Source organism: Paenibacillus sp. FSL R10-2788, from assembly GCF_038003885.1.
GTDB lineage: Bacteria > Bacillota > Bacilli > Paenibacillales > Paenibacillaceae > Paenibacillus_AQ > Paenibacillus_AQ odorifer.
Window position 1 is genome coordinate 5,881,543 of record NZ_JBBOQA010000001.1, and the last position, 14,168, is coordinate 5,895,710.

The 14,168-nt window shown below is 45.3% G+C and carries 10 protein-coding genes; 3 read left to right on the forward strand and 7 right to left on the reverse strand.

Going from position 1 to position 14,168, the window contains the following annotated elements:
• Positions 1–21 precede the first annotated feature (21 nt).
• The gene (locus NSQ50_RS26160; RefSeq protein ID WP_051491374.1) at positions 22–1,461 is read left to right on the forward strand and encodes a S41 family peptidase; all 1,440 of its coding nucleotides are present in this window, start codon (positions 22–24) and stop codon (positions 1,459–1,461) included.
• Positions 1,462–2,019: 558 nt separating this feature from the next.
• On the opposite strand, the gene NSQ50_RS26165 is transcribed toward NSQ50_RS26160, so the two are convergent.
• Positions 2,020–2,721, reverse strand: coding sequence for a YutD family protein (locus NSQ50_RS26165; protein ID WP_080742731.1), 702 nt, complete (start codon positions 2,719–2,721; stop codon positions 2,020–2,022).
• A gap of 235 nt (positions 2,722–2,956) precedes the next feature.
• Complete coding sequence (lipA, locus tag NSQ50_RS26170; RefSeq protein ID WP_036685320.1) at positions 2,957–3,862, reverse strand: lipoyl synthase; 906 nt, start codon at positions 3,860–3,862, stop codon at positions 2,957–2,959.
• A gap of 254 nt (positions 3,863–4,116) precedes the next feature.
• Between lipA and NSQ50_RS26175 the strand changes: the two genes are divergently transcribed.
• Positions 4,117–5,217, forward strand: coding sequence for a M23 family metallopeptidase (locus NSQ50_RS26175; RefSeq protein ID WP_036685322.1), 1,101 nt, complete (start codon positions 4,117–4,119; stop codon positions 5,215–5,217).
• Positions 5,218–5,255: 38 nt separating this feature from the next.
• Here NSQ50_RS26175 and NSQ50_RS26180 read toward each other — a convergent pair whose 3' ends face one another.
• Complete coding sequence (locus tag NSQ50_RS26180) at positions 5,256–6,956, reverse strand: glycoside hydrolase family 13 protein (protein WP_036685324.1); 1,701 nt, start codon at positions 6,954–6,956, stop codon at positions 5,256–5,258.
• A 123-nt stretch (positions 6,957–7,079) separates the two neighbouring features.
• Here NSQ50_RS26180 and NSQ50_RS26185 point away from each other — a divergent pair, with 123 nt between their 5' ends.
• Complete coding sequence (locus tag NSQ50_RS26185) at positions 7,080–8,108, forward strand: LacI family DNA-binding transcriptional regulator (RefSeq protein ID WP_076224544.1); 1,029 nt, start codon at positions 7,080–7,082, stop codon at positions 8,106–8,108.
• 403 nt (positions 8,109–8,511) lie between these two features.
• On the opposite strand, the gene NSQ50_RS26190 is transcribed toward NSQ50_RS26185, so the two are convergent.
• From NSQ50_RS26190 to NSQ50_RS26205, 4 genes are all read right to left on the reverse strand, one after another.
• Entirely contained in the window at positions 8,512–11,565 is a 3,054-nt protein-coding gene (locus NSQ50_RS26190; protein ID WP_076224546.1) for a carbohydrate binding domain-containing protein, read from the reverse strand.
• Positions 11,566–11,808: 243 nt separating this feature from the next.
• Positions 11,809–12,477 carry an alpha/beta hydrolase gene (locus NSQ50_RS26195; protein WP_038573215.1) on the reverse strand — a complete coding sequence of 223 codons (669 nt, stop codon included), beginning with the start codon at positions 12,475–12,477 and terminating at the stop codon, positions 11,809–11,811.
• A gap of 155 nt (positions 12,478–12,632) precedes the next feature.
• Complete coding sequence (locus NSQ50_RS26200; protein WP_038573217.1) at positions 12,633–13,214, reverse strand: hypothetical protein; 582 nt, start codon at positions 13,212–13,214, stop codon at positions 12,633–12,635.
• 18 nt (positions 13,215–13,232) lie between these two features.
• Positions 13,233–13,769, reverse strand: a complete 537-nt coding sequence (locus tag NSQ50_RS26205; RefSeq protein WP_038573218.1) for a hypothetical protein — start codon at positions 13,767–13,769, stop codon at positions 13,233–13,235.
• Between the last annotated feature and the right edge of the window lie 399 nt (positions 13,770–14,168).

A 14,168-nucleotide genomic window follows, 5' to 3' on the forward strand; every position in this document is an offset into this window, starting at 1 on the left:
ATAAAAAGGGCGTATGATTCCATGAAATCCAATAAAGTAATAAGTGCACTTTTAGGCAGCTGTCTGGCTTTATCCCTAACTTTTGCTCCAGTAGTTTCTGCTGCCGATGCCGCTCAGGCATCTACAGATAACCGTGATCTTATCAATGAAGTCATGAATATTCTGGAGAACTATAACCTCTCCGGTGTAGATAAGGATACTTTGATTCGTGGAGCCATTGACGGCATGGTGAACACCCTGGATGATCCTTATAGCCAATACTTCAATACCGAGGAAGCGGCACAATTTGAACATGATGTTGATCTGGAATACGTTGGTATTGGTGTTAGATTGCAATATACCGCAACAGAACTCTACATCGAAGACATAACACCCGGTTCGCCTGCAGAACAAGCAGGTCTGAAACGCGGTGATACGATAGTCAAAATTAACGGAATCCCCGTTGAAGAGACCGAAGGAGACGAGTTAAGCGGAGCCGCAGGCACCAAGGTCACTCTGCAGGTGCTCCGGAATGGAGTGACTAAATCATTTCGTGTAACCCGAAATGAAATCAGCTCGACTTCTGTTACCGGAACTATTGTTGGACAGAAGATAGCCTACATCACACTGAGTGGTTTCACACAGAATTCCGATGAAGAATTTGCCGCTATGCTGAAAAAGATGCGTGCAGCAGGTATGAAATCGATGGTGCTTGATTTGCGTGACAACTTAGGCGGCTATATGGATTCGGCATACAACATTGTCTCTAATTTCATGGATAAAGGCATCATGATGTATACCTCCGATCAAACCGGAGCACTAACTCCAGTAACGATTACCAGTGGCAGCAAAATAGGCGTACCCGTCGTTATTCTAACGAATGAGTACACTGCCAGCGCTTCTGAGGCGCTTACTGGCGCATTACGCGACAATAAGCTCGCTACCGTCGTAGGCACTCGTTCTTTCGGCAAAGCACGTATTCAGAGCCTGCTTCCAATGTCCAATGGAGACATGCTGAAGCTGACTACGCAGAAATATCTAACTCCAAATAAAGAAGACTTTAATCACATCGGGCTTGCACCGGATATTGAGGTTAAAGGCAAAACTGCGCAGCTGATTACCGCTCTACAGATTGCAGGAATGAAAAGCATTGAGGTTTCCGGTGATCATCATATCTTGAATGTCAACGGGGTTGCCTTTGCTGGTAATGTGGGTCTAATAAAGCAAGGAGATAAGACTTATGCTTCTTCGCTCGTACTAGGTGCACTGATCGAAGGCGACATCACATGGGATGCCAAGAACAAAAAAGTCATCGTAACGAACGGGACAGGTAAAGCGACCGGCTTTACGTTGTCCTCCAAAGAGGCGCTTTCTCAGAACGGCGAGACCTTCATTGAATTAAATGCCTTTAAGAAGAAGTTCCCTGCGCTTGTATGGAGTTACAATGCAACACAGAAACAATTGAAATTATCTGTAAAATAGATCCTTAATCTAGCTAATCATTAAGCTGCTGAATCAAGCACCCATGAGTAAAAACAGGAGTTGTCACATAAGCCATGAAATGGCCGTTGGGACAACTCCTGTTTTTTGTTTAGTTTGATAATATTTGCACCTACGAAACATCTGTAGCACCTATCGGACATGGATGACCCTAATCGCAATATTAATCCATATTTGTTATGCTATCGGACCCCATAGTCGCTATTGGTATAAAAGACACCATAATTACTCCCCTCTTTCTAACGAATAGCATCATTGGAGTCCAAAACCCTGCTCAAAAGGCTGAAAATTCGCAAATAACGGCATCTGGGTCCTTAAGCCTCGGGGGATGATGAAACTGCTGGGTCAAGCAGCCAACGACTAATAGTATAGAGCAACAGAGCAACAGAGCAACACAGAGTAGCAGAAACACTGAGCAACACACAGCAACACTGAGCAGCGATCTCCAAGTACCGGGAGAAACGGTGCTCTGCTATTTTTTATAAGAAAAAAAGCTGGCTCATTCGTAGAAGGACTCTACTTATGGTTCAGCTTTCATCATTAAGGTTGTGAATTTTCTATGTTTTGATTGTTCTGGTTGTTTTGATTATTTTGATTGTTTTGATTGTTCTGGTTGTTTTGAGCGCTTTGAGGTTTTGGTGTGTTTTGGGGCTTCTGAGACTGACCTTGTGGCGGTCTGCCTTGGAAATCCTTTTTGGATTTCTTGCCCTGTGAATCCTTGCCCCGGTGATTTCGGCTCTGATGTTCTCTCACAGGTCTATCCTTCGCCATATTGTCCTTAGAAGAAGTCATCTCTTTAAATGCCAATGAGTGATTCGAGCCTTGCTTAGAGGATGTTTCTTTAGCAGAAAACTCTTTATCTGCAGCCGCTTCATCACTAGCTTCCGATTCTTGCTCCAAGGCCTCTTCATCACTCGGCTCTGGTATTTCTTTGATCAAAATATCCTTGAACATGCCTTCTTGTGGTACCTCTTTCAATTTATGCAGCACAAAATAAGCGCAGCCAAAATTGCAGTATTCATTAATATAATCAACCATACCCGAAATCGCTGTATCCCGATTCACCTTAGGATGGTTGTCCCGGTAAAAACCTTTCAAACGCAACTGACTGTAACCCCAGTCACCGATAATATAGTCGTATCTTTCCAGCACCTCGCTATATCTCCCGCGAAATGCCTCCGGATTCCAACCATCCTTATGATCCAACATAAGTTCATAGCCTTTTCCGCCTATTACGATCAAACCTTTTGCCGCCTGCCTTTCTTTGGGAATCATGACGTTGATTATACCACCATCTATGTGGAATATTGGGCTTTCGGTCGCTGTTCTCGAACCGCTCCTACAGCTCCAATATTCCCCTCCAATGACGCAAATCAACGATTTTTATGGGTAACCTAAGAGCAGAGATTTCAGAACGCTGTCGCTCTTCCTCCTCTTACTAACATTCTCCGTGAATTAAACCACAGAAAAGCAATAATTAGCTAGAAGAAACCGCACGCTCCTCGCGAGCTTGAGCTGCAGACTTCACCTGCTCATGCGCATGATAAGAGCTGCGAACTAGCGGGCCTGATTCCACATGGCTGAAGCCACGCTTCATTCCCTCTTCCTTCAACAGTGCAAATTCCTCCGGTGGATAATATTTCTCGACATTTAAATGTTTTGGAGTGGGTTGCAAATATTGTCCTAAAGTCAATATATCACAATTTACGGCTCGCAAATCATCCATTGCTTGTAAAATCTCATTCCACTCTTCACCGACACCAAGCATGATGCTCGATTTGGTTGGAATATTTGGTTTCATTTCCTTGGCTCTGCGCAGCAATTCCAAGGAACGAGGGTACTTCGCTTTAGCCCGTACACGATCTGACATCCGTTCCACGGTCTCAATATTATGATTAAGAATGTCTGGATTACTGTTCATGACAATCTCAAGACTATTCCGGTCTCCTAAAAAGTCTGGAATAAGCACTTCAACACTACATAACGGAAGGCGTTTACGAATCGCCGCGACCGTCTCAGCAAAAATCTGAGCGCCACCATCCGCAAGATCATCGCGGGCCACACTAGTCACCACACAGTGACGAAGATTCATTTTCTCTGCAGCTTCAGCTACACGTTCAGGCTCCTGCAGGTCCAGTTCTGTAGGCATCCCTGTATTTACTGCACAAAAACGGCATGCGCGTGTACAAATATCACCTAAAATCATGAAGGTAGCCGTACGGTTTGCCCAGCATTCATAAATATTCGGACACCTAGCTTCTTCACATACGGTATGTAAAGTTTTGGAACGCATCATGCTTTTGATTTCCTGATAGTTGTCACCGGTAGTTAGCTTAATCTTAATCCAATCCGGTTTAGGTTGCTTTGCTGTTTTATTAGACAAAATGATAAACCCCGCTTCCTCCTGAATGTGATGCTGCAGATGAAAGTTGCTGCCTCATATTATAACATGTGCGATTTACAATTGCCTGTTTTTGTGAAATATGCAGGGTGTATCATCTGGAGTTTCCAGCGAGATTTTTCTGGTACCTTTAGACAAGAACGGATAAAAAGTAGTATTTTGCACCAATCTATAAAAAAGCTTCATCCGAAGTGACTACATTCAATTTAATGCCCGGACAAAAGGAGGCTGTTATCTTGCTGGCCCTATTTAAAAATATTAAAAACCGGAGAACCCTGTTATGCCTGTCCGCGGCCGCTATCCTTTGGGGTGGTTTAAACCTTCCCGTTGCAGCAGCTGTAGCGCGGCCTACTATCCAACCGGTGATGAGCAGCGGGGATCCCGCTAGTGCTAGCAAAGAAGCGCAATGGTCTGGCCGTAGACAGATTTATGAGCAAATGAGCGCAGCTACTGGTATCCCTTGGTTTAGGTTCGCAGCCATTGATCAATATGAACGCACGCTCGCCAAAAAGGGAGCCTCAGGGCAGCCTGTCTCCACGCGCCTTACAGCCATAAAAATCCCGGCACCGGTATGGGCTGGTCCACTTAATCCGGATCAAGGGGATACTTCCCCGAAATCCATTAGCTTCTTTGATGGTTTTGGCAGTGATGGCTCAGGAGACGGCATTGCTGATCCAGAGAATGATGCGGACGTTCTGTATAGTATGGCTAGACACTTATTGAAGTATGGACAATCCGCTAGTGATTTCAGTATCGGGGTCTGGGAGTATTATCACAATGGCCGCGCCTCGCAGCGCATCACCCAGTTCGCGAAGTTATATGAACATTTTGGACGGCTGGACCTATCCGGCAATGCCTTCCCGCTTCCCCTAAGTAACCTTTATTCTTATCGTAGCACTTGGGGTACTGGAAGAAGCTGGGGCGGAGCACGTATCCATGAAGGAACAGATTTATTTGCACCTCAAGGAGTGCCAGTACGAAGCACCTGCTTTGGCTTAGTAGAGACAAAAGGCTGGAACCGATACGGCGGCTGGAGAATTGGCATTCGCGATATCGAGAACCGTTACCATTATTACGCTCATCTATCTGGATATAACAAAACCATTTCTCGCGGAGATATAGTCACCCCCGGTGAGATTATTGGCTGGGTAGGCAGCTCGGGTTACGGCAATCCCGGAACACAAGGAAAATTTCCTCCACATCTACATTTTGGCATTTACCGCGATCGCGGAATTACCGAATGGGCTTTTGATCCGTTTCCGTTGCTGAAACAATGGGAGAAACAGGAATATAGAGACTTAAAGAACAAAAGAAGCAAAAAAAGTGCTGTAAATTAGAATAAGGTCCCTTTCCTTAGAGAGGGGCCTTTTCTTTTTTAATACAACATCAAACAGCCAAAAGGTTCAATGCTGACCGTAAGCTTATTATTATTTTTAAAAGTTGCTCCAGACAATAAATCAGTTAATTCGTTCTTATCAGCTCGATATGGGCTAAGCTCTAGTTGGTACGGGTTTGGAGAATTATTGATAATCAGCCCTATCTTCTCGTGCTCCACACCCCGTATGTAGCCAAACACATTACGAACTTCATCAGTAAACCAAGGACGAAACGAACCTTTGCGCAGAACTTCATGGCTTTTTCTCAGAGAAATCAATTGTTGATACCACTTATGCAGCACTGCATTCTGAGCTTGTTCTTGCCATATCATAGCTTTTCTACAGTGGGGGTCTGTCGCCCCTTCCATCCCAACCTCATCCCCGTAATAGATCATTGGAATACCGATATAGGTCATCTGGAAAAAAACAGCCAGCATCATACGTTCAACAGCGGTACTCACGTGGTCCCAACCACGCCCACCTTCTTTACATGCCGTAAGAAACCGCAGGGTATCATGGCTGCCAAGCAACTGAAACATTGCCGAATTCGCCTGGTCATTATACAATGCCTCCTGATGGAGCAATTGCTCCATAAAGCGAATTGGCCCCGTAGATTGTTCCGCAAAAAATTCCAACACTGCATCACGAAGCACATAATTCATTCCTCCATCGAACTGATCCCCTCTAAGCCATGGCCCAGAAGCATGCATAATCTCACCGATCAGCAGGATTTCAGGATATTCAGATTTGAGCTCTTGCCGAAACCGGGACCAAAAACGCGGATTAACTTCATTGGCCACATCCAGACGCCAGCCGTCAATCCCTGTCTCGCGCACCCAATACTTCGCAACCTCAATCATGTAATTCGCCGTATCCGGATTGTCCATGTTCAGCTTTGGCATATGCGCTTCAGCTTTGGCAAACGTTTCATAATTGGGTACAGGCGTCTGCGTAACCGGAAAGGAATGAATGAAGAACCAATCTTTATACGGAGATAGCTCTCCTTTTGCCAACACATCTTTAAACGCGAAAAAGCGGTCTCCCGAATGATTAAACACAGCGTCTAAAATCACTTTGATTCCATGCCTGTGTGCCTGGCTGACCAGCGCCTTCAATCCTTCCATATCCCCAAATACTGGATCAACCTTATAGTAATCGGAGGTATTATACTTATGCTCTGAAGGAGACTCAAATACAGGCGTCATATAAACAACGTTTACTCCTAACTGTTGCAAGTAGGGCATTTTGTCAGAAATGCCTTGTAAGGTCCCTTCGTTATAACTGCTAGGATAGATTTGATAGGTTACTGCATCCATGCTCCATGAAGGTAACTTCAACGCCTCAGAATGATGGAGATATGCATATTGAAAAGAACCCGCACGTTCGCGGTTCTCCGACGCCCCTCTCTCTCCATACCAGACATATTCACCCGCAGGATTAGTTACATGGAATAGATATCTGCATTTTTTCGTAGGGTTCTCAATGACCGCTTCATGTATCTCATAAACACCTGCCGACCCAATCCGCTCCATCTGCAAAGGAACTTCATGCCCCGGAGAATCATAACGGTCTGAGTAGATGACGGTACAGGATAATTGCTGTCCAGCTTGCGTGAACAGTCTGAGCTTCAAGATGCCCGTACCCACAGGATAGGCAAACGGATCTTCACTTGTATGATATAAAAACCATGTATGAGGCATAACTTCCAAACTCCTTTTTTATGCTTTTATCTTTAAATCTATGAGACTCTTTGTGATTAGAGAGACTGCTAAATTTGTGTTATTATGGTTACAAATACCGTTCTGGATTATGAGGGGAAGACAATGAAAGTAACCATTTCTGATATTGCCAAAGCAGCCAATGTGGCTAAATCTACCGTATCCAAAGTATTAAACGATTCCCCAAAAATATCACAGAAAACGAAACACAAAGTTCGCGAAATTATGAAGCAGATGAACTATACACCAAGCAGTATCGCTACTGGATTAGCCAGACAAAACAGCTGTAATATTGGTCTCCTGGTCGATATGTCCAAGGAAAGTGAATTTCTAAACCAGTTTTTCTACAACATCATCGGTGGAATAGAAAGTGTAATTGCGCCTTTAAAATACGAGCTGACTATTTCCAATGTGCAGCATAGTAGTCCGGAAGGACATTTTCTAAATAGACTTGTATTCAGCAAACGTGTCGACGGAATCATAGCGAATAACTCCGTACTTACGGAAGAGCTTTGCGAAGAACTGAACCGCTTGGAGTTTCCCTACATCTCCATCGGCGAAATTATGACTCCCGGAAGCTGGGTCGATTTCGATAATGAAGCAGGCGGCAGCATGCTGACCTCACATTTAATAAAGCAGGGGTATTCCAAAATAGCCTTCACAGGCGGGCAGCAGCAGGAAAAGATTTATACCCATCGTCTGAGTGGATATTTGCAAGCATTGCAGCAAGCAGATCTTGCGGATCAGCAGCAATGGATTATCAATTGTAAGGCTGATGAACATGAGAGCTATCATGCTGCACTTGAGCTTCTACAGAGCGAAGATCGACCAGACTCCGTAGTATGCATGAACAGCTATGTTGCCTTCGGGGTGCTTCAAGCTGCAAAATCACTGGATATTCATGTTCCATCACAGCTCGGCATCGCAGCTTTTGATGAATATCCTCTGTCCCGTTATACTACGCCACCTCTAACCTCTCTGAATATCGACACGTTCCAGCTGGGGGTATCTTCAGGCGAGCTGCTGATGCAACGCATTCGTAATAACAACATACCCTCTAGGCATTTGCTTCTCGAGCCAGAACTCATTCCTCGTGAGTCAACTATGAGATCCCAGTTCCCAGCGGGAACTTAGTGAAGAGGCAGGAAGCTTGATTGAGCTTGTGTAGCTGACTGAACTTTATTGCGCTGCGTGCTGATTCGGCTTGATTGTCTGGAGTAACTGCTTTAGCTTGATCGAATTTGAGTAGCTAAAATGGCTACATCGGATTTAATTGCATTTTGTGCAATAGAAATCCTTATAAGATGGGTAACATTCGATTTAATTGCACTTTGTGCAGTCAAAACTCGTGAAATCGGCAAAAAACAGCCTTTTTCCTGAATTCTACTGCACAAAATACAGTTAAATCTTTCTTCCAGCTTCAAACAGAAAGTCTAATTGTACTTTCTGCAATTAAAAAACTTCATACTGCTAACCAAGGAGCGGCCCCATACGGTAGCCGCTCCTTGTTGTGTTTAAGCTGTAGATATTATGAAGCTTATAGATCCTTCCAGCGCTGAACCGTCAGATTTACGGTTTGTGCACCGCCTGATGGCGTAAGGGTTCGATTGGAAAGATCCGATCCATTCGAATTCACCTCCACATTAGTCCAAGCGCCTCGTGTAACTTTGTATTGAATTGCTGTTCCCGCCGGTAGACTTAGTGTGATGGAGTAAATACCATCACTGCCCTTCGTCAGTTGGTAGTTCGGATCTGCCACATTCCAGCTATTGAAGGAACCGGAGAGATAAACGGGACCACTCACAGGAGTAGACGCAGGAACAGTTACTCGGAATGTAACACTATCCGCTTGTGGTTCTCCTGCGGTGATGTTGCCATTCACCATACTCCAGGTGCCCGCAGCAAAATGATAGTTATTGCCGCCATTGTTATCCCATGTGCCACTGCCATTATTAAAGGCTGCGGTCAGCCCAGCTGCCGTGCCCAGCTGAATCGTAACCGCCTTATATCCTGTAAAAGCAGAAGCTTGGAGCTGCTCGCCTGGAGACGTCGTCCAGACCGTTGAACCATCGAGCTTATAATGGATATAAGAGCTGCTATAAGCCGCATTCTTATAATAGATCGTTGCCGTGCTGCCGACAGGTGTTGCCGTTGGCGTTGGTGTAGGCGTTACGGTCGGTGTCGGAGTTGCCGTTGGCGTTGGCGTTGGCGTTGGTGTCGGCGTTAGCGTTGGTGTCGGTGTTGACGTTGGCGATACCGTTGGCGTCGGTGTCGGTGTTGGCGTTACGGTTGGCGTCGGTGTCGGCGTTACCGTCGGTGTAGGCGTTACGGTTGGTGATGGTGTCGGTGTTACCGTTGGTGTCGGCGTCACTGGTCCACCCGATTGAATATTGCCAGTTGGTGTATAAGTCCAGGTGCCGGCACTAAATAAATAGTTGCTGCCCCCGTTACTGTCCCAAGTACCGCTGCCATTGTTAAAGCAAGCTTCAAGCTGGCTGGCTGAGCCGATATTAATCGTTATTTTGTTGTAGCCTGCTACATCAGAGACAGGTATCGCCACACCTGGTGATGTCGTCCAAGTTCCTCCTACAGGGCGATAATGAATATAAGGCGAGGTATAGCCCTGCTTATAGTAAATAGTGACACTGTTCCCCGCTGGTGTTGTCACTGAAGCAATCGCGCTAAGGAGGGATAGATTGCCTGCTGCATCCATTGCTTTTACCGTATAGTCATACGTAGTACTGGCGGATAATCCGTTATCCGTATATGAAGTAGTTGCGGATGTACCCACTTTGACGCCGTTGCGATAAATTTCATATCCGGTCACACCTACATTGTCGGTGGAAGCGGTCCAGCTTACTAAAGCACTGGATGCATTTTGAACAGTTGCGGTCACGTTAGTTGGTACAGTTGGAGCCACTGTATCTGTAGGAAGCTGTTGTTTTGCATAAATTTTGGCTGCATTTGCACCCACGGTTACAGTGATCTGCTTGCCAGTTGCTCCACCCGATTGTACAGTTACCGTATCCGAAGTGTTCAACTGGTTATAAAGAACCGTCCCGACTGCCAAGCTGCTCTCTGCACGCAGTGGAATGGTAACGGTCTGCGAGCCGCTGGATTTATTACTAAATACGGAGATAACTTCCTGCCCCAGATTAGTTCCAGTGTCGATACGACGTGAAAAAGCATATAAGTTCTGTGCAGACCACATTTCACGTTGAGTGCCTGTACGGAGTGCCGGATTATTTTTCCGAATCTCATTAAGTTTGGCTACGTGCTTGTAGGTGCTGGCATTCTCATTAAAATAATTCTCTAATACATTGCCGTTTGCATCCCGTTTCACCATTGACCAGCGGTTCCAGGTATCGGCGATGCCTCCCGTCATAATCTGTCCATTACCATTGCCTTTGTTCTGTTCCGTACCTTGGAAGACTACGGGTGTTCCACGCACTGTAAAAATAAAAGTCAAAGCGTTCTGCAGCTTATCTACGCTTCCTCCAGCTTCTGTGAGAAAACGATTGCGGTCATGATTGTCGATAAAGGTAACCATGTGATTGGCATTTCCGTTGTAGTAGGAATCCTGTGCCAAGGTGCTTTTAATATTGGAGTCAAAAGACTGCCCATATGCGAAGCTATTTAGAACGGAGAAGAACATTGGGAAATCAAGCATGCCCCACTCCTTGTTGTTGCCGACCCAGCGTGAGACAAATTCAGCATTGCCGTCAAAATTCTCGCCAAAGGTATTAACCCCCAGATAATTTTGCAGTTCACCAATATCAGTCGGCTTCATCAGCTTGGCTGCGTCTACACGTGCACCATCTGCTCCTGTATAGTCAAACCAGCCTTTAATCGAATCAAATACGGCTTTTTTAGCGGCAGGGACATCGAAGTCAATGTCATCCAGTCCGCCTAGATCATGATTTTCTAAGTAATCCTGTGCCCATTGATCGTATCTTCCGTCTGCCAAAGACCAGTTGATATCTCCATTATGGTGATACCAAGCCGGGTTATTAAAAGGAGCTGCTGGCTGCAGACTAGGGATATCATAGTAGGCTTGGGTACCCAGCATATAATCCCCGATATGGTTCGGCACAACGTCGATCACTACCTTGATGCCAACCGCATGTGCGGAATCCACTAACTCCTTAAGCTTCTCCTTTGTACCAAAGTAGGGATTGGCTGCGTTAGGGTCCTTAACATTGTACCCGTGATACGCTGTATTTTTACCGCTGCCATTGTTCTCCCGATTCGTCATTTGCGGCTCCGCCACTGGGGAAATCCAGATCGCGGTGTAGCCCATATTTTTAATATAAGACAGCTTGTCGATCACCCCTTGCCAATCTCCGCCTTTCATATAACGGAAATCTTCTTCAGAGTTCTCGCCATAGCGAATTGCCGCTCCCGTAGCATTGTTGGAAGAGTCCCCGTCATTAAACCGGTCAACCATAATCTGATAAATGGTATCATTCTCGTTAATCGTACCGATGCTGGCCGCATCTGCCTGTTGTGGCGCTAAGATGAATAAATTAATCACAGTAGAAAGAAGAATAGATGTAATCAGAACGGGCACGTACCATAACTTACGTTTCATCGCGCGCATCTCCCTCTCTTATTAAAGCGTATTCATAACACACTAAAACCTACTTCTTGGATTAAAAACGACCTTTCCAGCGATGTTTTTGGCATAGAAACAAACGAATTTTAGGGAAACCGGTTTCCCTACTAAAAATTACCATGACACCAGACGCGTTGTCAAGCCTTAAAATTGAAATGCACAACAAAAAAAGAGCTCCTATTTCGGAAGCTCTTGGGGTTGAATATTTAGTGTTTGAGTTCAACGTCCTGTACTCTGAATAAACTGCAAGACTTCATTCATAATTCGGTCCTTCTCTTCACAATGGCACACCATATGACCACTGTTGTCGACCATCAGCACCTGTTTTTGGGTCGCCTTGATCATATGATGACGTAGGTAATCGGCGCTTCTAGTCTTCACTAGATGATCCCGTTTCCCTTGCACGATCAGGGTTGGAGTCTCAATATGCGGATAAACAGAAAAGCTTTCACGAACCAGTCGCTGGAACTCTCGAGTTGCTTTTGGAGGCGTTGAACTGAATTTACTAATATAAGTTTTTAGCATGGAAAAGCTCGCAAGGGTCTTAATAATTTCTACAGGATTCAGCGGAAACACAGGGGTAGACAACAAAGTGAGAGATTTAATCCAAGGTTTATAGCGCACTGAGAGATGTGAAGCAATAAGAGCACCGGTTGAAAAACCGATCAGATGAACTCCGTCATTTGTCTTTAACAGCTCTGTTAATTCATCCTCAGCACTTTGCTGCCAATCATGTCGATCCGAATGCAGTAAATCATTCCTGCTGCCCCCGTGCCCCTTTAGGGTAAATGTTCTGGAACGATAATTATGCTGCTCCATAAACTGGGACAAGGGAGAGATTTCATGCTCACCTCCGGTAAAGCCATGAATAAATAAACAACTTTCCATAATTGTCCCTCTTTTCACATTCCAAACTGAATTCCATCTTTATTGTATAATGCCAATCCCCTTTATTTTCTATTCATTCCAACCTTCTATGTAAAACCTTAACCAAATGATGTCAAGGTTCACCACCGTTATAGGTTCAAAATAAAATATATATTCTATTGTTCCCACCAAAGAAGACCGAGTGCAGAAGTAATCGTTAAACCTACGGCCGAGCTAGATGAAGTTACGTTAGCACAAATAGCAGTCCCCGGCGGAACGATGATGCTTCCCGTAAAGTTCTGTGAGAAAGCGCCTGGGGCTAATTGATAATTGTAAAGCGTCGTCCCCCCGCTAATTGCCGCTGTTGAAGATTGAACGGTCATCGCACTTGTAGCCGCGCTTCCGAGATTATTATTTGTTGGTGTCAAGGTTGCAGGAGAGGTTAACGTCCCCCCTTTGACAATTGTAAAGCTTCCAGACATAGCCGATAGCAGAGAAGATCCGCCGATACTGCCGCTTATACGAGATATATATACGGTTTTTCCGCTGCCAGCAGCATTACTAATCCGAATAGAAGTAATTGCAGAAATAAGACTAAGTACGACCAAACTAGACACGGATGTGTTGGTAGAATACAAGACCGCAGCCTTCGAAGCACTTATTTCAGGTGGCGCGCTGATATCCGGAGCTTGGAAGGTATTGACCATATCCACATAAAGAGGTTGATCATTGTCGTTAAACACATATTGATTAGGCATGATTATCCCCTCCCAGTTCTAATATTCCCACCAGCTGATAGATGTTGTCGCTGCTGAAGTTCCCGATGCAATCGTGATGGACGTGGTTATGGAATTTCCGGGAGGAACAACGATTTGTCCAGTAAAGTCAACAATGGCGGGACCCGCTGCCAGTAATAAAGATACTAGAGTGGCCGGACCTCCCGTAGGGGCAGCAGTCGAGGTTCTGGCCGTCATCACACTGGTTAACGCACTTCCAAAATTAAAATTTATCGGTGTAACGGTGGTTCCGGTGACCGTAGCGTTCCGAAGTAGAGATAACGTAACCGCAGCTGTTGCCGAGCTAGCTGCAACACGGGATACATACAATGTACGTCCGCTGCCTGCCGGATTACTAATCTGAACAACTAACGGTGCAGCAGTCGTTACCGTAGAAGTAAAAGGGATTCCAAACAATAGCCCCGCCTTAGCCGCTCCTCCCTCCGGAGCTGAATCTATACCAGGTGCAACATACGTGTTGACTTGTTCTGTAAAGAGTGGCTGGCTACTCTGATTAAATACTGAATCGTTTGGCATGCGCTATCCTCCCCGTACTTGAGCTTATCTTATTTTATGCCGCTCTAAGTAACAGGTTGTTTGGGAAGGTGCGTATTTTTGCTTTTGCAGCCCAATCACCTCTTATTTTTCACCATATATTATTATCACCATTCGAATGGCTAAGGATTGTCCCTAACGGTTCGCGGCTTATTGGACTGCGGTTTATTGATGCTCAGGGCTCAAACGACGGTTAGGGTCCTTTTATGGATAGGGTTCCAGAAAACCCGTAGGAGGTGAATGAAAACAGGGGAATCGCTCTAGAAATCCGCAACCTTTTCTACCTCCAAATGGTCGAAGAAACCGCCGTAAGGTCACGATCAGTCCTTTATTTTCCGAGCATCAATTTATCGGATTCCCCGTTTCCAGCTCCATTTCGCC

Coding starts and splice junctions, on each gene's coding strand:
- NSQ50_RS26160 (WP_051491374.1), top strand. CDS start 22: ATGAAATCCAATAAAGTAATAAGTGCACTTTTAGGCAGCTGTCTGGCT.
- NSQ50_RS26180 (WP_036685324.1), bottom strand. CDS start 6,956: ATGCCTCATACATGGTTTTTATATCATACAAGTGAAGATCCGTTTGCC.
- NSQ50_RS26185 (WP_076224544.1), top strand. CDS start 7,080: ATGAAAGTAACCATTTCTGATATTGCCAAAGCAGCCAATGTGGCTAAA.
- NSQ50_RS26190 (WP_076224546.1), bottom strand. CDS start 11,565: ATGAAACGTAAGTTATGGTACGTGCCCGTTCTGATTACATCTATTCTT.
- NSQ50_RS26195 (WP_038573215.1), bottom strand. CDS start 12,477: ATGGAAAGTTGTTTATTTATTCATGGCTTTACCGGAGGTGAGCATGAA.
- NSQ50_RS26200 (WP_038573217.1), bottom strand. CDS start 13,214: ATGCCTAATCAATATGTGTTTAACGACAATGATCAACCTCTTTATGTG.
- NSQ50_RS26205 (WP_038573218.1), bottom strand. CDS start 13,769: ATGCCAAACGATTCAGTATTTAATCAGAGTAGCCAGCCACTCTTTACA.